Below are 16351 nucleotides of genomic sequence, written 5' to 3'. Positions count from 1 at the left end.
ATTGACATACGTGGATGGGTGAATATGGGCGCATGTTTGCCTTGTGGCAAAGCTCGCTACGGAGCGGTCAAAACCTCAACCTTGGGTGCATGGAGGCCCGCGGGAGAGCCTGTGAAAATCTCGAAACCATCGGATGTCACACCAATCGAATGCTCAAATTGCGCCGAAAGGGACTTGTCTCGCGTCACGGCGGTCCAGTCGTCCGCCAGCACTTTCACGTCCGCGCGCCCCAGATTAACCATCGGCTCAACCGTGAAAATCATCCCCTCGCGCAGCTCAGGGCCGGTGCCCGCTTTCCCAAAGTTCAACACATCGGGGGAATCGTGAAAAACCTGACCGATGCCGTGCCCGCAAAACTCGCGCACCACAGAACAGCGTTGAGAATGGGCGTAGCTCTGGATGGCGTGACCGATATCACCCAATCGCGCCCCTGGCCGCACCGTCCTGATGCCTTGCATCATCGCCTCATGAGCGACCTGAATCAGGCGTTCAGCCGCGCGTTTCGGTTTTCCCACCACATACATGCGGCTTGAATCGCCATACCATCCGTCAAGGATCAGCGTCACGTCGACATTCACAATATCGCCGTTACGCAGCTTTTTCTCGGTCGGAAAACCGTGACAGACAATATGGTTTACCGATGTGCAACAGGCGTATTGATAGCCGTTGTACCCAAGCGTTGCGGGCGTTGCATTATGGGCGGCGGCGAAATCGAGGACGAAGGTATTGATCTGCGCCAAAGCAGTGCCGTCGCAAATAAGATCGTACACACCGTCAAGGCATTGGGCGGTCAAAGCGCCTGCGCGGCGCATACCCTCAAAGGCGTTTGGCCCATAGAGCTTGATGCTTTCGGTTCTGCGGGCATTCTGCGCTTTTGATGTGACGGGCACGTCGATATAGTTAACCATCGTTTATTCTCTCTAGATATCCTACGCTGCGGCGATCAAGGTTATATTGACTGACAGCTAACTACGCATGTATACGAATCATATATAAAGCGTATATTTTAAATTAGGAGACAGGTCGATGGGCATCGTAAAAATAGGGGACGATCTGCATGAAGAACTCCGCAAGGCCAGTTCGGTCATGTGCCGTTCAATCAATGCGCAGGCCGAATTCTGGATGAAGGTCGGTATGCTTGCCGAGGCAAACCCGACCTTGCCTTATACGGAAATTATGGCACAGCAACTCAAGAACGCCGACGTACAGGTGCCGCAGATCGAAGCAGCTTGAAACCTGACGCGCCCTTTGCATACCAACAATTTGGGTAAAGAAGGCGTCTGTTTGGTAGAATTGCGCGGCAGGTCCGTTCGGCAAAACGGTTCTGGGAACACACTCAGCGCAGATCGTCATTTTGAATTGCCACAATGCGGTCCGCCATTGCGGCCATTCGCGCATCACGCAGCATCTCTGTCCCTCGAATGACAACAGAGCCAGACAACGCCGATGGCCGTGCCCCTATCGTCTGACTATTATCTAAGATGCATCATCAGCGGGACCGTTCAGCCGGGAAGTCCGTCGATCCTTTCGATGGAGGCCAGCGCTTCGTCCCAGTTCGCGCGACTGGACCAGCAGATATGCGCGTTGGGTCGAATGTCGATTGGGCTGTCAAGCGACCCTGCGGGCACCACAAGCGAACCAATATCCGGCTGGGAAATAGGCAGTGCGGACCCGCAGGTGGCGCAAAAGCTCTTCATGTGGCGTGATCTGGGGAGACGGAACGTCTTTATGTTTGCCTCGCCTGACACCCATGTGATTTTGGCAGTGGACGAAAACAGGTTTGCCGAATGGGCCGAGCCGCTGTCCTTTCGGCAGCGGGAACAGTGGCACAGGAAAAAGCTCTCGAACTGTCCTGATATGCGGAATTTCACAGCGCCACAAAGGCATTGTCCCGTTGTCAGTTTGTAGCCCATTCACACTCCTCGCGACTGGCAAGCTCTGTCGCCAGTCGAATGCATTTCATTAATCCCTTGTATCCGCGTGCTGGAGCTACTGGTTCCACAACGCTTCTTCAATTGTTGCCACGTCAATCTTGCCCATCTGCATCATCACCTCAAACGCACGTCGTGCCGGGTCCCCGCAAGCGGCCAAAGCATCAATCAATACACGAGGCGTAATTTGCCAGGAAACACCCCATTTGTCCTTGCACCAGCCGCAGGCACTTGCTTGCCCGTCGTTGTCGACGATTGCATCCCAGTAGCGGTCAGTTTCGGCCTGATCGTCAGTGGCTATCTGAAATGAAAACGCCTCATCCTGTTTAAATGCCGACCCGCCGTTCAGGCCGATACAGGGTACTCCCGCGACGGTGAACTGAACGGTCAAAACGTCACCAGCCTTGCCCGAAGGATAGTCGGTAGGCGCGAAATTCACCGCCATGACTTCGCTGTCTGGGAAAACAGTGGCGTAAAACCTTGCGGCGGCTTCGGCGTCTTTGTCATACCAAATGCAAACGGTGTTTTTGGCGGTCGTCATGATATTGCCTCCTATGCGCCGGCCGCAGCCATATCCATCCACATGCATTCCCATACATGCCCGTCCGGATCGGCAAAGCTGCGGCTATACATCCATCCGTAATCCTGTTTGGCGTTGATATCTGGTGCGCCGTCAAATGCCGCTGCGGCGTCCAGTATTGTATCAACGGCAGCTATATCATCGAAAGAAATCGCTAAAAGCACTTCGCTTGAAGTTGCAGGCGGTATTGGGCGCTTGGTGAACGTGCGCCATTTGTCATGGGTCAGCAACATTACAAAGATTGCCTCGCTCCAAACCATACAAGCCGCTGTATCATCGGTAAATTGCGGATTATTCTCAAACCCGATAGCTTGATAGAATGCCATCGCTTTTGGCAAATCGGTTACCGGCAGATTTACGAAAATCTTCTTTGGCATTGTAGCGTCCTTTCCGTGCAGCCGAATACGGAGCTGCTGTTAGCGTACCTCGGTTTAGCGACCAAAGTTGTTTTAGATGCGATGTCCGCTGTCAGTCATTTGAGAGACTGGGCGTATTCTTCGAGCTGCGTCGCGACTGTGCCCCAGCCATTATAGAAGCCCATGTCTTCGTGGCTCTGGCGTGCTTCGGGCGAGCGGTGACGGGCGGTCGCCGTGTAGATTGTGCCACCCTTCCCATCATCTACGAATTCGACAATCGCCGTCATGAACGGATCAGCGGCAGGCTTCCAGCCTTCGCTGTAAGTGTCCGTGAAAACAAGGCGCTCGCCTTCAATGACTTCCAGAATGACACCCTCATTTTCCATGAGATTGCCTTCGACATTCATCGTCGTGTTGAACTTGCCGCCAACGCGCAGGTCGATTTCACAAGTGTCGATGCTATGCGGCTTGGGCACAAAGAAATTCTTGATGTGCTTTGGCGTTGTCCAGCACTCCCAAAGCAGATCTTTGGGTGCGTTGATCTTGCGGGTAAAGGTCAGATCGGTTGTCGGATCAAGTTTCATTTTTGGCGTTCCTGCATGAGGTTTTTGACATAGTCATCAAAGCGGTCCAGTCGCCCTTCCCAAGTCTCGCTTTGCTCGCTCAACCAATCTTTGGCAGGAGCAAAAGCGTCGGGTGCCAGTTCACAGGTTCGCGTTCGCCCCTGCTTTTTGGATGTAACGAGGCCAGCCGCTTCCAGCTTTTTCAGATGTTCCATGAAGGACGGCAACGCCATGTCGTGCGGCTCAGCCAATTCGCTGACACTTGCCTCGCCTCTTGCAAGACGTTGAAGGATCAAGCGCCGCGTCGGATCACCAAGAGCCGAAAAGCACTGGTCGAGTTTGGGGTCATACTTAGACATATACCTAAGTAACGCCACAGACTGGAACTGTCAACAAGACTTAGGAAACATCCTAACCATTGCCATTCGAGGGCAAAAACAGACATTTGCTGCGCGCTGACGAACGAACCGTCTGAGTGATCAGAGTGCGGCTGGAGCTCGCCGAAAACCATCGAGATCTGGCCATCGACAGAAAGCTGCGCGGCTGCGACTTAGTGAAGATGAAGGTGGTCGATATCATGACGTCAGGCCAAATCAAGGCGCGCACGTCTGTTCTGCAGAGCAAGACGCAGAAACCAGTACTTTTCGAATCCTTCACGCTCACCGTATCCAATCGTTAGAAATTTTGACATCATGTGCTCCTTTCGGTTTTGGTTTTCGAGTGTTCCGCGACGAGTTCAACAGAGTTGCCGTCCGGATCCTTGGTGGATCCCCCGCGTCCGCCAATCCAAGAGAACCTCTCAACATGATATTCCCTCTTCGGCGTCTAACACCATGCGATGCCCCCCAAAGAAAATTGAGAGCCCGACGGTGGAGCGACGAGCCAGGGCCAGTAGCCGGAGGTTCGTCACCAGCCCTCGTGTTCCCTGCACCTTCGACATCATTCCGGAACAGGGCAAGCACCTGAGTATGATCAGCAAAGCCCTCGGCGATCCGCAAGAACACGAAATCGCCATTCTTCGGATCGTTCATTGACTTCAGACCGACCACATCGCGATAAAATTCGACCATCGCTTCAAGATCGATACAACGGATGGCGATTTCGCCAAGGGCGCGGACGGAAAATCTTCTTTGGGACATGGACCCTCTCCAGTTTGTCTATCAAACGGCATTTTTACGCAGTCGAAAATCCTCATGATCAGTGCTGCGCTGGAGAAGCAATCGCAGGCAAAATGCCGTTTCGGTCAAAATCGTTAGTGCGTAGGCTGGTGCGAATGCCGAAGCCAGTTCGGGGGCGAAGAAGCGCAAGCCACTACCGCACAGGTAGACCAGACCGGCCATGGCAAGTCCGGCGCCAAACATCCTCGCAAAGAGGCCCGACCGCCAGACCAGCAATCCCATAATCAAGCTGTTGATGCCGAAGAACACAAGGCCAAGATCGTATCCGTGGGCGTGAAGATCGAAAAATACCAAGGCGAGCGCGGGCGCATCGGCCAGAACATCCGCCCGTGTTAACAGCAACCACCCAGTGAGCAGACTCATGAGACTGGCGACAATCACCACAGTCTGAATCAGCCGAAAGACCATCGCCGATAGGGCCAGCCCCCGCGCCATTGGGCTGAAAATCAGGTATAGCAGTACTGCCAACCCTGCATCACTGATGCGCCATCACGATATCGGCAGCGATGGCAAGACGGAATTGCCCCGGTGCCGCGAGGACAGCAGCGGCCGTGGCGTCAGCATTCCCGAGATCAATCAACGGAGCGCGCAGACCAATTTCGGCACCCAAGCCCGTGATAATGATCACGAGGTAAAGTAATCCGGCGAACCGCGTATTACGCGCGAAATTCGGGTGTGGGGTAAGAGCAGGCATGAGAACGGTCCTTTCTTTCGGTGTGATCAGATATTTCTTGCGAGCGACGATGTCCGCTAGTCGTACGTGGCAATTGAACTGGTCTGGTTGACCCTCTGACCAGCCCATACAGAGGCAAGGACGACCATTGCCCCCAAGCACTGTAGGGGCGAGAGAGATTGCCCCAGTATAACCCAGCCAAGCAGTGCCGCTGTTACTGGGCTCATCATGCCAAGCAATGAGACGGTTCCTGGTTCGATTCGAGCAACCCCCCGAAACCAGAGCGCATAGGTCGCCGCCGCTCCGATCAGGCCAAGCCAAACCAGCCCAACGATGTTCGTCGCTGAAAGCAGCGGCAAGGGGGGCTCAGTGATCAAAGCGAACGGCAACAGGATGAGACCTCCGGCGGTTAGCTGCCAAGCGGTGAAGCTCAGGGCCGAAACCGGTGGTTGCCACTTTCGGCTCAGCACGGTGCCCGCCGCCATAGAGGCGGCTCCGCCCAAACCGGCAGCGACACCGATAGGATCGAGCGCAGCCTCGGGACCGATCAACAAAAGTGCCACGCCAAGGACTCCCACTGCAGCCGCAGCAATCGCTCCTGTCTGGATCGGTGTGCCGAGCCAGCCGCGCGCCATGACGATGACAATCATCGCCTGCAATGCCCCCAGTGTTGCCGCGACCCCGCCGGGAAGCCGGTATGCCGCCACGAAGAGCAGCACCCAGAACAGCGCGAAGTTGAAGCTCCCTAGCAAAAACACACGGCCAAGCCACGTCCGCGGTGGCAGGCAACGTGTCAGGGCAAGCAGCAACACCCCCGCTGGCAGGGCTCGAAGCGCGGCAAGGGTCACGGGATAGCCTGCCGGCAGCGCCTCGGTGGTGACAAGATAGGTGCTGCCCCAGACCGCGGGAGCGAGCGCCGTAAGCAGAATATCGGTGGTGCGTGACATGGCGTGTCTCGTTTTTTGAGGGACTTGAGAAGGGGCAGGTAATCGCGGACCTGGCAACGGCTGGAATTGTCTGGTCACCCGCATGCCTCATGCCTGACGACATTGAAGCCCTCCCCCAGTAAGGGCGCTTGAAAGTGACTGGAAAACTGGCGGAACTGGGCCTCGGTTACCGCGAACGGATGGTCGCCTTGGCAATTGCGTTCGTGTAGCCTAGCGAGGCAGGCCTCGTCAGGCACGTCCAGAAAATGAAGCTGATGCGCGGCAGTCGTTTTCTCGAGGATGCCACGGCTCCAAGCACGCTGCTCGACAGTGTTCGCTGGAAAATCGAGAACGGCCGAGACTCCTGCGTTCAGCAACGCAGCGACATGGGGCGCCATGATCCCTCCCAACTTCGAGGAGCACCGGACGTAGTCAGGCATTGAAACCAGCTCGTCGGCAAAGAGCACATTCAGCCAGTCATCCTCAGTGATCAAGACGGTCTGAGGCGAGCGAGCAAGATTGGCCGCTAAAGTCGATTTTCCAGAAGCAATCTTTCCGCACAGCAAGTGCAGAACTGGAAGTTGTTCGGGGATGGGAGAAACCATCACGCAGCCTCCTCGCCCAGATCGGCTCCCGCAAGGCGCGCGGCAATTCGCGCGACATGGGCACCCTGGAACCGCGCGCCGGCGAGGTCTGTCTCGTTGGGTTCACGGGAACCGTCGGCTCCAGCGATTGTGCCCGCGCCATAGGGGGCGCCGCCGATGATGCCGTCGGCTGTCGTCTGGCCCGCGAAGCTGTAGGGCATACCCGCGATCAGCATTCCGAAATGCTGGAGCGGGATCTGGGTCGAGAGCAGCGTCGCCTCGTGCCCGCCATGCTGTGAGCCCGTGGAAGCGAAGACCGCAGCGACCTTGCCAACCAGCGCGTTGCGCGCCCAAAGCCCGCCGGCCTGATCCAAAAAGGTTTTCATCTGTCCGGCCATCATGCCAAAGCGTGTCGGCGTCCCGAAAATGATGGCGTCATAGTTTTCAAGGTCCGCAGGTGAGGCGATCGCTGTGTCATCCGTGACGAATCCGGCCTTATGCCGAATCTCCTGGGAAACGGTTTCTGGAACGCGGCGCATATCGACATGGGTGCCGGGTACGCTGCGGGCACCTTCAACCTCGGCCTGCGCGAGCGCGCGGACATGGCCATAGCTGGAATAGTAAAGAACAAGAATACGGGTCATGGGAACCTCTCATGGATGTGAATTTCATTACCAGAGAAGATCGGGGATAGGACGGTTCAGAAAAACCGGCCCGCTTTGACTTCACTCTTTACGTGGATTGAAGAATGTCAGGGGCGCAGCGCCACGCACAGATGATCGAGAAACGCCGTGACCTTCGCATCCATGCCAAGTCGCGAGGCTGTCACGGCGTAGATTTCCGGCGCGGGCAGCTCCCAATCGGGCAGCACGCGGACCAGCTCACCGCGCGCGACAGCATCCCTCGAAACGAAATCCGGCAAGGTACCGATGCCCTGACCGGCAACCAGAAGATCGCGCAGGACAAGACTGTTGCCAACGCGGACGGGAGGATCAAGGTCCACGGATACTGTTTCGGATGGACCATGAAGAGCCCAAGTGGTGAGATGGTCGGCAATCAAAAAACCAATGATACGGTGATTGGCAACGTCTTGCGGCGTTTCCGGGGCGCCGACGCTATCCAGATAGGACGGTGCGGCAAAGACCTGTTGCCGCATCGTCCCTAGCTTGCGCGCCACGAGTGCGGAGTCAGACAGGGCTGAACTGATCCGGATAGAAACATCGAAGCCGCCCTCCACCATGTCTATCACCCGATCATCCATCGACAGCGTCAGGCGCAGGTCGGGATAGGCGTCGAAAAACCTTGGCAGGATCGGAGCAATAACGGTCTGTCCGAAGGAACTGGACGCATTCACCTTGAGATGACCTCGTATCGCACCGGCTCCGTCACGGATACGCGCCTCGATTTGAGACACAGCATCGAGGATGCCCAATGCTTCGTCGTAGAAGAGCTGCCCGGCATCGGTGAGTGACATCGAACGTGTCGTGCGGGTAAGTAACACCGTGCTCAGGCTTTCCTCCAAAAGCTTGATCTCGCGGCTGAGAAGGGCGGGCGAAACACCGAGATCCTCCGCCGCCCGCGCGAAGCTTCCGCGCTCGACAATGCGGCGAAAGGCATTCATGACGGAGAGCTTGTCCATTTTATCTTTCGATCAATCCAAGTCAAAAATCGCATTATGCGAGTGGTCGAATCGAGAAATACCATAAATGCGGCTTTCGGGCGAACCGGTTGCGAGGCAGTCTAGCCGCCCCTTCGCCACCTGCGAAGTCTGGAAAGCAAAAGACTATGGTAAAATGGCTCCGTTGGAAAATACCCCTGCCGCTCATATAGGTTATGGTATTGGTCAAAGTGCAGCTCTGCGGACCAAAGCGGATCTCGAGTTTTTGCTCCTTTTCTACCCCTGCACTCCTTGCCGATTGCCGCAAAAACGTCGCCGCGTTGCAGCTTATGTCGCCAAACCGGCCGTTCAAACGAATATTTGCCAAACAGATTCTAAAAACTTGCCTTTAAATACTCAACAAACTTTGTTTGCATCGCGATACGGTAGGTGTCCTTGAGCCTGAGCGCGGCGATGCGAACAGGTGGAAAGATGTCGGACACGTCCCGCAACACCAAAGGCGCGTCGCGCACAGGGTGAAACGTCGGCGTGGCGATAATCGCCACACCCAATCCCAATTCGGCATATGCTTTCATCACCTCGGGATTGCTGGTGGTCAAAGTCGTATTGGTCGCCAAACCTTTTTGATCAAACGTATCCTGCAAAGAAATCATCGGCGTCTGAAACGCAATGAGAGGCTCTGACGCAATGTTTTCCAGCGTCAGTTTGCGGCCGTCGAACAATGGACAGTCCGGAAGTCCGATCAAGGACCGTGACCATTCTGTTAGCGGAGTGACATCAAGTTCGGACATGGGAATTTTTCCCGTCGGGACGATGGCCAGATCGCACCGCCCCTGCTTCAGGATGTCGACAGCTTTATCAGATTCCTCGACCAAAATATTCAGTTCGACCTGCGAATGTGATTGGATAAACTTCTTGACCGTATCAGCTAAAAGATAACGCGCCAGCGTTGGTGTCGTGACCAGAGACAGGTTTTCGCGCTCGGTCGTGCTCATTTCACGACCGATTTTGTCGATGCTGTCATGATCGCGGATAATGCGTTCTGCGAATTGCAGCACCTTTTCACCCTCAGGTGTCAGACCAACCAAACGTTTTCCGGTTCTGCGAAATACTTTCGCCGAGAAATTGTCTTCGAACGATTTCAGGTGTTTACTGATGACTGACTGAGACGAATGAAGCCGTGCTGCAGCTTTGGACACATGAAACCCGCAACGTGAAACCTCTACAATGGCCTGAATTTGGGCAAGAGAGTAACGCATCTATATCTCCTTTCGATATATATCATGCCATTTATATGTTTGTTTAAACATTAAGGTTTCGGCAAGATTACGCAACAAGACAGACATTGTTACCTGGGAGGAGGTCACATCATGTGTTCTGAAAATGGCCTATGGGCCCAAAATAATCCAACCGGCACTGACGGCCTAATTGGCATCGACAAATTGGGTGATGCCATCCGTTTCTTCGATCCGGTCAGCTTGGAGGAACTGAAGTGCATCCCGTCCAAGAACCACCACGAAGTCACGGTATCCCCGGATCACACACGCGCCTATGCGTCCGAATTTGGTAAATTCGGTGCGGGAAAGTTCATTGAATCCGGCGCGCATATTTCGGTGCTTGATCTGAAAAGCCAGACGGTTGTTCACCGAATTTCAACCGGACCTTTCAAAGGGCCGCATGCGATGCGCATTGACCTAGAGGGCAACCTTTGGGTGATCTTTGAGGAAACCGGAGAACTGGGTGTCATCGATACTGAAACACTGGAGCTGGTTCAAACCTACGAAATTGGCGCAGAAAATGGCCGCCCTCCGTTTATCGAGATCACACCAGATGGCCGCAAGATTTATGTTTCTTGCAAGTTGGGCGACATCATCGTGTTTGGCATTAAAGAGCGCAAAGTGCTGGCCCGTATTTCAGTGCCAAAGGGCACAGAAGGAATTGCGATCAGCCCCAAGGGCGACCAGCTCATAGCCGCAGAAAATAAAAAGCAAGATTTGTTGGTGATTGATACGGCAACGGATCAAATCATTGAATCGGTTGCGCTGAAGGGAGCTGTTATGAGCAACCCGAAAACCAGTCGTTTGATCCGCCTGCGTTATTCACCTGACGGCAAGTATCTGGTCAGCACAAATTATGCCTCTGGTGTCATGCACATTCACGACGCGAAAAATATTGCCGATCATATCCTGATCCCGATCGCAAAAGGGCCACAGGGCATTGCATTTACGGCGGATGGAAAGGACACACTGGTATCCAATCATGATTGCGGCTTGTTTACACGTGTCGATCTTGCTTCGGGAAAAACAATCGAATGTGTTACCGCCGGTAAGGGAATCGAGGCACTAACGTACTACTAAATACACAATAATTCACTTAACATGGGGAGGAGAGACCATGGAGAAGACTAAAGGTATCAGCCGGAGACTGATCTGTACGGCGGCAATGGCTGTTGGACTTGGCGCGCTGCCATTTATGGCGGCCGCACAGTCATACCCGGAAAAGCCGATCACAATCATCGCGCCGACAGGGCCAGGCAGTCTGGTCGATATTCTGGCGCGTCTTATCGCTGACGGTATGAGCGAAGAGTGGGGCCAGCAGGTGATCGTCAAAAACGCTGCGGGTGCCGGTGGTGCCATCGGCCTTGGGCAACTGCACGACGCGGATGCGGATGGTTACACACTCGGATTTGTTCCGGCGAACCTGACCACGGTTCCCTATCTTTATGACATTGAATTTGATGTGGCAGAAGATTTCGTGCCTGTCGTCCAGATCGCGGGCGCGTCGATGGTACACTACGTCAGCAACGAGACGGGCATCACCACGGAGACCGAATTCCTTGAAGCCGCCCGCAGCAATCCGGGCGAACTGACATTCGCCACCGCAGGCGCGGGCAGCATCGCCAACTTGGCGGCGGAACTGTACCAGACCATGGCGGACGTTGAGATGACCGCGATTCCATACGAAAGCCTGAACCTTGGCGTTCTGGATGTTGTGGCAGGACGTGTTTCGACTGTGTTTGTATCCGCAGGCCAAGGCATGCAATTCGTCAATGACGGCCAACTCACAGCACTTGGTGTGACCGGACTGACAACAAACCCTGGCGCACCCGACTTGCAGCCGATCGCAGAGCTCGGAGTCGAAGGGTTCGAGATTAACTCATGGTTTGGCATCATCGCCCCGACTGGTACACCAGCCGAGATCGTTGCGCAGCTTCAAGCTGAAGTCGTGCGTCAGTCGCAGACACCGGAATTCCAAGACGCACTATCCAGTGCCGGACTGGAACCGCTTGTCGGCACGTCGGACGATTTTGCCGCTGTTATCGCCGCTGAACTGGACAATTGGTCCGGTATCCTCGGGAATTAATCGTAAAACTTGGGAGTGCCTGCTGAAACGTGTCAGGCGCTCCCGACTTCATAGCTACCTGTGGGAGGGACGCGGATGAAACACATCTACGATAAGGACGTGGCCGCTGGCTTGATGTTTCTGGTCATCGGCCTTTTCAGTTTAATGTTGTCAGTGCAGTTTGACTTTGGTTCGACTGCGCGTCCGGGTCCGGGATTCTTTCCCACCGTTCTTTCCGTCTTGCTGACCATTATTGGATTAGGTGTGGCGGGCATCAGTTTACGCAGCCCAATCGTACACTACACGCAATTTGTTTGGCGGCCTTTTGTGTTTATCACGCTAGGGGTTATCACGTTCGCACTGATAATAGGCACGTTCGGCCTTATGCCTGCAGTTTTCGCGGCCACTCTGATCGCCAGTCTAGCAAAGCCTGATTTCGGAATATTGCCACGGTTCGTCACGGCACTTTTCCTCGCTGCGTTCAGCGCATTCCTGTTCATCCTGTGCCTCGGTTTACCCATCGCACTCTGGTCTTTTTAAGGAGCCGCGAAATGGAGCTTATAAACAATCTAGGGCTGGGCTTTACGACCGTCCTGACCTTTCAAAATCTGGTCTATTCTTTCTTCGGTGTACTGCTTGGCACGTTGATCGGGGTGCTTCCGGGGCTCGGGCCACTCGTGGCCATCGCGGTTCTGTTGCCCTTCACATTTGTGCTCGATCCGGTTTCGTCAATGATTATGCTCGCCGGTATCTTTTACGGTGCGCAATATGGCGGCTCCACTACGGCAATCCTGATAAACCTTCCGGGCGAAGCGTCGTCGATCGTGACCACCCTTGATGGACACGAAATGGCTAAGCAAGGCAATGCGGGCAAAGCGTTGGCCACAGCCGCTATCGCCTCCTTCTTTGCAGGATGCGTTGCGACGGTGATCATCGGCGTCTTTGCCCCGCCTTTGGCTAAGCTGGCGTTTCAGTTCGGACCGGCTGAATATTTCTCGCTTATGGTTTGCGGGTTAATCGTCTCCGTCGTGCTGGCAAGCGGATCGTTGATCAAGGCGCTTGGCATGATGGTGTTGGGGTTATTGTTGGGCATCATCGGGACCGACGGGCAGACTGGAATTCAGCGTTTCACTTTCGGTGTACCTGAACTTGCTGACGGTTTGAATGTGGCCGCCATTGCAATGGGCCTGTTTGGACTTGGTGAAATCATCCGTAATCTCGAAGGGCCAACAGGCGGCGCAATGCAGGTCTCCAAAGTGACAAGCCTGATGCCGACCCGGGCCGATCTGAAAGCGATCTTTGCTCCCATGGTTCGGGGCACATTTTTGGGGTCATTGCTGGGTGTTTTGCCAGGCGGCGGCGCGTTGCTGGCCTCGTTCTCGGCCTATGCGCTTGAAAAGAAAATTTCTCCGACACCGGAAAAATTCGGGAAAGGCGCTATTCAAGGTGTTGCTGCACCCGAAGCGGCCAACAACGCCGGAGCGCAGACATCTTTCATCCCGATGCTAACACTCGGCATCCCGTCCAATCCGGTGATGGCGCTGATGATCAGCGCGCTGGTCATTCAAGGCATCGAACCCGGCCCAGCCGTCATAACCCAACACCCTGAACTTTTCTGGGGCGTCATTGCTTCTATGTGGGTCGGCAACCTGATGCTTCTGGTGTTGAACCTACCGCTTGTCGGGCTTTGGGTGAAACTTGTATCGATTCCATACAAATACCTGTTTCCGACCGTGATCGTCTTCGCCTGTATCGGTGTTTATAGCATTTCCAACAGCGCCATCGCGGTTGTGACAATGGCTGGCTTCGGGATGTTTGGATACGTCTTGCGCAAACTGGAATGTGAGGCAGCTCCGATGATCCTTGGCTTTATTCTTGGACCGATGATGGAGGGCCACATGCAACGCGCCCTGTTGATCGGACGCGGCGATCCCACCGTGTTCCTGCGCGAACCAATCAGCGCAGGTCTGCTCATTCTGGCGGCCACCGCTCTTGCTTTAGTGCTGCTGCCCTCGTTCCGAAGAACCCGTAAATTGGCGCTGGTCGATGACGACTAATTCCGCCGCCCCTCTCGAGTAAGGAAACCCCCATGCGTAACGTCACCAAAGACAACATCACTGATGTATTCAAAAGCTATATGTCTGCCGACATGGCACCGCGCACCCGCGAATTGTTGGAAGGGCTGGTCGAGCATATGCATGCCTTTGCCCGCGAAAAGAACCTGACACATGACGAATGGCGCCAAGGCATCGCGTTTCTCGAAGGCTGCGCCGCCATCGAATCCGAGGACCGCCACGAGTTCGTTCTGGCGTCTGATGTGCTGGGCCTGTCCTCGCTGGTCGATATGCTGCACTCTGATCCGGCCTCGACATCATCGTCAGTGCTTGGGCCGTTTCACGTCTCTGGTGCCCCACCTTTGGCAGTAGGAGGCGATATGAAACGCGACTTCGGCGGCCCGATCTTGCTCGCCGAAGGTGTCATTCGCGACACGGACGGCAACCCGATCCCGAACGCCGAAATTGACATTTGGCAAACCGCGCCCAACGGGCTGTACGCAAGTCAGGACGACGATCAGGACACCTTTTCGTTCCACGGGTTGATGACTGTCGGTGAGGATGGGCGCTATGCGTTCACCACCGCGAAACCGGCGGAATATACCGTCCCCTCCGACGGCCCCGTCGGAGCGATCCTGAACGCTTGCGGCAGACACCCTTGGCGGCCCTCACATCTGCATTACATCGTAAAAGCAGAAGGGTTTCGCACCCTTGTGACAGAGGTCTTCCCGGAGGATGATCCATACCTCGATCAAGACACCGTCTTTGGCGTGCGCAACGATCTGGTGATGCGGTATGTTGAAAAGGCCGCCGACGAATTCCCCGATGGCATGGCCATTTCCGGCAAAGTGCAAGAGCGGTTCCTACACGTCAATTTTGATGTCACCCTTGCAAAGGATTGAGCAATCAATATGAACATCAGCAGTCAACGATCCACTCTATCTTATCTGTTCTGGCCCTTTGTTATCACCGCTTTGGGGCTTGCAATCGGGGCGTTCTTGGGGTGGCAGGCCGAGGGCACGCTTTCAGCAGTTCTTAGCTATTTCCTGATCTGCGCGATCCTCGCGGTTCTAGAAATTTCGCTGTCCTTTGACAATGCCATTGTAAATGCCAACAAACTGAAATCCATGACACCTCTCTGGCGTAAACGGTTCCTGACGTGGGGGATTGTGATCGCGGTCTTTGGAATGCGGATCGTGTTTCCGCTGTTGATCGTTGTAATCGCCGCAAAAGTCGGGCCGTTAGAGGCTGTCAAACTGGCCGCCAGTCAGCCAGAAGAATACGCCCGCATCATGCAGGACGCCCATGTGTCGATCGCGGCCTTCGGCGGGACATTCTTGATGATGGTTGCACTCGGCTTTTTCTGCGATCCGGAAAAGGACCTCCACTGGATCAACTGGATCGAGGTGCGAATGGCATCGTCGGCGACGATCAAGGGCATAGAGGTTGCTTTGGTTCTTATCCTCTTAATCGCGTTCGCGTCATTTCTGCCGACAGAGGAATCCAACACCTTTATCCGCGCGGGCTTGTACGGGTTGCTGACCTATCTGATAGTCGATACCCTTGGCGCCGTTCTGGACCGCACCAGTGCAGCAACGAAGACAGCGGCGCAGGGGGGGCTTGGTGCCTTCCTTTATCTCGAAGTCCTTGATGCGTCGTTCTCGTTTGATGGTGTTATCGGGGCTTTTGCGTTGAGCCAGAACCTATTCATCATCGCGATCGGGCTTGGAATCGGGGCGATGTATGTGCGCGCCATGACCATCATGCTGGTCGAACGGGGCACTCTGTCGCAATATCGCTATCTGGAGCACGGGGCATTCTATGCCATCCTGATCTTGTCCGTCATCATGTACACGCAGACATTGGTTCACATTCCCGAAACCATCACAGGATTGGGCGGGGCCACGCTAATCGGCATTGCACTTTTGTCCTCTTGCAGATGGAATAAAGCAAATGCCTGACCGTTCAACGCCCGTGTCCCTCGTTCAAAACCAATGAACCACTTAGCTGCCTGCATGAATGGGCCGCGTCCCCGCGCCATGGCAGCAAAGTGTCATTCGTTTCGCAGTATTCCGAATTCCGCGAGAGCATGGTCATGTCAGAGGAATGCTAACATGCTGTAATGGCCTCCACGACCAACATCCTAGCCCGCACAAATCTTTCTCCAATCAGCGAGTGACGGGTCACGCAAAATCTTGAAATTGGGGGCTAGACAGCACTTTCGGCGGACGAGGCCCGCGCGATGGTCGACGCTGCACGTCCAATGGTTAGCGACATTTTTCGGGACCGCTTCAACAGTCACGTTCTGGCGATCGCGCCCTACCCACCACAGGTCGTATTCTGTAATGGTGACATGAACTCCCTTGCGGACCTCGAAGGCTTAAAGGTCCGTGCCTCTGGGCGTATGACCGCCAAGTTCCTCGAAGCCCTTGGAGCGGTGTCTTAGCCCCCTAAAACTGTGCCACTATTTGTTGACGACAGGAGTTTAGAGACATGGCCCGCAAACGTTATTCTGATGAAGACGCACTGAGGTTGTTGCGCGAAAT

At 54.9% G+C, this 16351-nt stretch carries 21 protein-coding genes and 2 pseudogenes; 9 read left to right on the top strand and 14 right to left on the bottom strand.

Annotated features, from left to right (window positions below; translation table 11 throughout):
• Positions 1–56: 56 nt before the first annotated feature.
• Positions 57–908 carry a type I methionyl aminopeptidase gene (gene map / locus KO497_RS10175; protein WP_215943863.1) on the bottom strand — a complete coding sequence of 284 codons (852 nt, stop codon included), beginning with the start codon at positions 906–908 and terminating at the stop codon, positions 57–59.
• 118 nt (positions 909–1026) lie between these two features.
• On the opposite strand from map, the gene KO497_RS10170 reads away from it, so the two are divergent.
• The gene (locus tag KO497_RS10170; protein WP_215943862.1) at positions 1027–1233 is read left to right on the top strand and encodes a ParD-like family protein; all 207 of its coding nucleotides are present in this window, start codon (positions 1027–1029) and stop codon (positions 1231–1233) included.
• Positions 1234–1502: 269 nt separating this feature from the next.
• Here KO497_RS10170 and KO497_RS10165 read toward each other — a convergent pair whose 3' ends face one another.
• From KO497_RS10165 to KO497_RS10145, 5 genes are all read right to left on the bottom strand, one after another.
• A complete protein-coding gene (locus tag KO497_RS10165; RefSeq protein WP_215943861.1) occupies positions 1503–1913 on the bottom strand; it encodes a GFA family protein in 411 nt (136 codons plus the stop codon).
• A gap of 76 nt (positions 1914–1989) precedes the next feature.
• Complete coding sequence (locus tag KO497_RS10160) at positions 1990–2472, bottom strand: VOC family protein (RefSeq protein ID WP_215943860.1); 483 nt, start codon at positions 2470–2472, stop codon at positions 1990–1992.
• A gap of 11 nt (positions 2473–2483) precedes the next feature.
• Positions 2484–2888 (bottom strand): VOC family protein, encoded by a 405-nt coding sequence (locus KO497_RS10155; RefSeq protein ID WP_215943859.1) that lies wholly within the window; start codon positions 2886–2888, stop codon positions 2484–2486.
• Positions 2889–2983: 95 nt separating this feature from the next.
• Positions 2984–3451 carry an SRPBCC family protein gene (locus KO497_RS10150; protein WP_215943858.1) on the bottom strand — a complete coding sequence of 156 codons (468 nt, stop codon included), beginning with the start codon at positions 3449–3451 and terminating at the stop codon, positions 2984–2986.
• The gene (locus KO497_RS10145; RefSeq protein ID WP_215943857.1) at positions 3448–3789 is read right to left on the bottom strand and encodes an ArsR/SmtB family transcription factor; all 342 of its coding nucleotides are present in this window, start codon (positions 3787–3789) and stop codon (positions 3448–3450) included. Before KO497_RS10145 ends, KO497_RS10150 begins: the two co-directional genes overlap by 4 nt.
• Positions 3790–3905: 116 nt before the next feature.
• Between KO497_RS10145 and KO497_RS19140 the strand changes: the two are divergent.
• Positions 3906–4079, top strand: a pseudogene (locus KO497_RS19140) (integrase); the annotation flags it as partial.
• A 10-nt stretch (positions 4080–4089) separates the two neighbouring features.
• Here the strand turns inward: KO497_RS19140 and KO497_RS10140 are convergent.
• The 8 genes from KO497_RS10140 to KO497_RS10110 all read right to left on the bottom strand — a co-directional run bounded on the left by KO497_RS10140 (position 4090) and on the right by KO497_RS10110 (position 9668).
• Entirely contained in the window at positions 4090–4569 is a 480-nt protein-coding gene (locus KO497_RS10140) for a hypothetical protein (RefSeq protein WP_252729616.1), read from the bottom strand.
• A gap of 21 nt (positions 4570–4590) precedes the next feature.
• Positions 4591–5076: a DUF4386 domain-containing protein gene (locus KO497_RS10135; protein WP_252729610.1), complete on the bottom strand. Its 486-nt coding sequence runs from the start codon at positions 5074–5076 to the stop codon at positions 4591–4593.
• Between the two features lie 7 nt (positions 5077–5083).
• Positions 5084–5302, bottom strand: coding sequence for a DUF4386 family protein (locus KO497_RS19135; RefSeq protein WP_252729609.1), 219 nt, complete (start codon positions 5300–5302; stop codon positions 5084–5086).
• Positions 5303–5358: 56 nt separating this feature from the next.
• Entirely contained in the window at positions 5359–6228 is an 870-nt protein-coding gene (locus tag KO497_RS10130; RefSeq protein ID WP_215943856.1) for an EamA family transporter, read from the bottom strand.
• A gap of 74 nt (positions 6229–6302) precedes the next feature.
• Complete coding sequence (locus KO497_RS10125) at positions 6303–6812, bottom strand: AAA family ATPase (RefSeq protein WP_215943855.1); 510 nt, start codon at positions 6810–6812, stop codon at positions 6303–6305.
• Entirely contained in the window at positions 6812–7435 is a 624-nt protein-coding gene (gene wrbA / locus KO497_RS10120; protein WP_215943854.1) for an NAD(P)H:quinone oxidoreductase, read from the bottom strand. Before wrbA ends, KO497_RS10125 begins: the two co-directional genes overlap by 1 nt.
• A gap of 107 nt (positions 7436–7542) precedes the next feature.
• Positions 7543–8430, bottom strand: coding sequence for a LysR family transcriptional regulator (locus KO497_RS10115; protein WP_215943853.1), 888 nt, complete (start codon positions 8428–8430; stop codon positions 7543–7545).
• A 353-nt stretch (positions 8431–8783) separates the two neighbouring features.
• Entirely contained in the window at positions 8784–9668 is an 885-nt protein-coding gene (locus tag KO497_RS10110; RefSeq protein WP_215943852.1) for a LysR substrate-binding domain-containing protein, read from the bottom strand.
• A gap of 111 nt (positions 9669–9779) precedes the next feature.
• Between KO497_RS10110 and KO497_RS10105 the strand changes: the two genes are divergently transcribed.
• From KO497_RS10105 to KO497_RS10075, 7 genes and pseudogenes are all read left to right on the top strand, one after another.
• Positions 9780–10766 carry a YncE family protein gene (locus KO497_RS10105; RefSeq protein WP_215943851.1) on the top strand — a complete coding sequence of 329 codons (987 nt, stop codon included), beginning with the start codon at positions 9780–9782 and terminating at the stop codon, positions 10764–10766.
• Between the two features lie 37 nt (positions 10767–10803).
• Positions 10804–11772 (top strand): Bug family tripartite tricarboxylate transporter substrate binding protein, encoded by a 969-nt coding sequence (locus tag KO497_RS10100; RefSeq protein ID WP_215943850.1) that lies wholly within the window; start codon positions 10804–10806, stop codon positions 11770–11772.
• 75 nt (positions 11773–11847) lie between these two features.
• A complete protein-coding gene (locus KO497_RS10095; protein ID WP_215943849.1) occupies positions 11848–12291 on the top strand; it encodes a tripartite tricarboxylate transporter TctB family protein in 444 nt (147 codons plus the stop codon).
• A gap of 11 nt (positions 12292–12302) precedes the next feature.
• The gene (locus KO497_RS10090) at positions 12303–13808 is read left to right on the top strand and encodes a tripartite tricarboxylate transporter permease (protein WP_215943848.1); all 1506 of its coding nucleotides are present in this window, start codon (positions 12303–12305) and stop codon (positions 13806–13808) included.
• A gap of 32 nt (positions 13809–13840) precedes the next feature.
• On the top strand, positions 13841–14707 hold the full coding sequence (locus KO497_RS10085; protein WP_215943847.1) for a dioxygenase: 867 nt from the start codon (positions 13841–13843) through the stop codon (positions 14705–14707).
• 9 nt (positions 14708–14716) lie between these two features.
• On the top strand, positions 14717–15766 hold the full coding sequence (locus tag KO497_RS10080) for a DUF475 domain-containing protein (protein ID WP_215943846.1): 1050 nt from the start codon (positions 14717–14719) through the stop codon (positions 15764–15766).
• A gap of 254 nt (positions 15767–16020) precedes the next feature.
• A pseudogene (locus tag KO497_RS10075) lies at positions 16021–16242 on the top strand (TRAP transporter substrate-binding protein); the annotation flags it as partial.
• Positions 16243–16351: the final 109 nt, after the last annotated feature.

Origin of the sequence: Pacificibacter marinus (assembly GCF_018860665.1) — a bacterium.
Classification (GTDB): Bacteria; Pseudomonadota; Alphaproteobacteria; order Rhodobacterales; family Rhodobacteraceae; genus Celeribacter; species Celeribacter marinus_A.
This window is presented reverse-complemented; position numbering and strand designations above follow the sequence as displayed.

Excerpts from the sequence above, each read along its gene's own strand:
- KO497_RS10165 (WP_215943861.1), bottom strand. The coding sequence starts at position 1,913 with ATGGGCTACAAACTGACAACGGGACAATGCCTTTGTGGCGCTGTGAAA.
- KO497_RS10110 (WP_215943852.1), bottom strand. The coding sequence starts at position 9,668 with ATGCGTTACTCTCTTGCCCAAATTCAGGCCATTGTAGAGGTTTCACGT.
- KO497_RS10170 (WP_215943862.1), top strand. The coding sequence starts at position 1,027 with ATGGGCATCGTAAAAATAGGGGACGATCTGCATGAAGAACTCCGCAAG.
- KO497_RS10145 (WP_215943857.1), bottom strand. The coding sequence starts at position 3,789 with ATGTCTAAGTATGACCCCAAACTCGACCAGTGCTTTTCGGCTCTTGGT.
- KO497_RS10160 (WP_215943860.1), bottom strand. The coding sequence starts at position 2,472 with ATGACGACCGCCAAAAACACCGTTTGCATTTGGTATGACAAAGACGCC.
- KO497_RS10095 (WP_215943849.1), top strand. The coding sequence starts at position 11,848 with ATGAAACACATCTACGATAAGGACGTGGCCGCTGGCTTGATGTTTCTG.
- KO497_RS10090 (WP_215943848.1), top strand. The coding sequence starts at position 12,303 with ATGGAGCTTATAAACAATCTAGGGCTGGGCTTTACGACCGTCCTGACC.
- KO497_RS19135 (WP_252729609.1), bottom strand. The coding sequence starts at position 5,302 with ATGCCTGCTCTTACCCCACACCCGAATTTCGCGCGTAATACGCGGTTC.
- KO497_RS10100 (WP_215943850.1), top strand. The coding sequence starts at position 10,804 with ATGGAGAAGACTAAAGGTATCAGCCGGAGACTGATCTGTACGGCGGCA.
- KO497_RS10105 (WP_215943851.1), top strand. The coding sequence starts at position 9,780 with ATGTGTTCTGAAAATGGCCTATGGGCCCAAAATAATCCAACCGGCACT.
- KO497_RS10125 (WP_215943855.1), bottom strand. The coding sequence starts at position 6,812 with ATGGTTTCTCCCATCCCCGAACAACTTCCAGTTCTGCACTTGCTGTGC.
- KO497_RS10080 (WP_215943846.1), top strand. The coding sequence starts at position 14,717 with ATGAACATCAGCAGTCAACGATCCACTCTATCTTATCTGTTCTGGCCC.
- KO497_RS10130 (WP_215943856.1), bottom strand. The coding sequence starts at position 6,228 with ATGTCACGCACCACCGATATTCTGCTTACGGCGCTCGCTCCCGCGGTC.
- wrbA (WP_215943854.1), bottom strand. The coding sequence starts at position 7,435 with ATGACCCGTATTCTTGTTCTTTACTATTCCAGCTATGGCCATGTCCGC.
- KO497_RS10150 (WP_215943858.1), bottom strand. The coding sequence starts at position 3,451 with ATGAAACTTGATCCGACAACCGATCTGACCTTTACCCGCAAGATCAAC.
- KO497_RS10085 (WP_215943847.1), top strand. The coding sequence starts at position 13,841 with ATGCGTAACGTCACCAAAGACAACATCACTGATGTATTCAAAAGCTAT.
- map (WP_215943863.1), bottom strand. The coding sequence starts at position 908 with ATGGTTAACTATATCGACGTGCCCGTCACATCAAAAGCGCAGAATGCC.
- KO497_RS10115 (WP_215943853.1), bottom strand. The coding sequence starts at position 8,430 with ATGGACAAGCTCTCCGTCATGAATGCCTTTCGCCGCATTGTCGAGCGC.
- KO497_RS10140 (WP_252729616.1), bottom strand. The coding sequence starts at position 4,569 with ATGTCCCAAAGAAGATTTTCCGTCCGCGCCCTTGGCGAAATCGCCATC.
- KO497_RS10155 (WP_215943859.1), bottom strand. The coding sequence starts at position 2,888 with ATGCCAAAGAAGATTTTCGTAAATCTGCCGGTAACCGATTTGCCAAAA.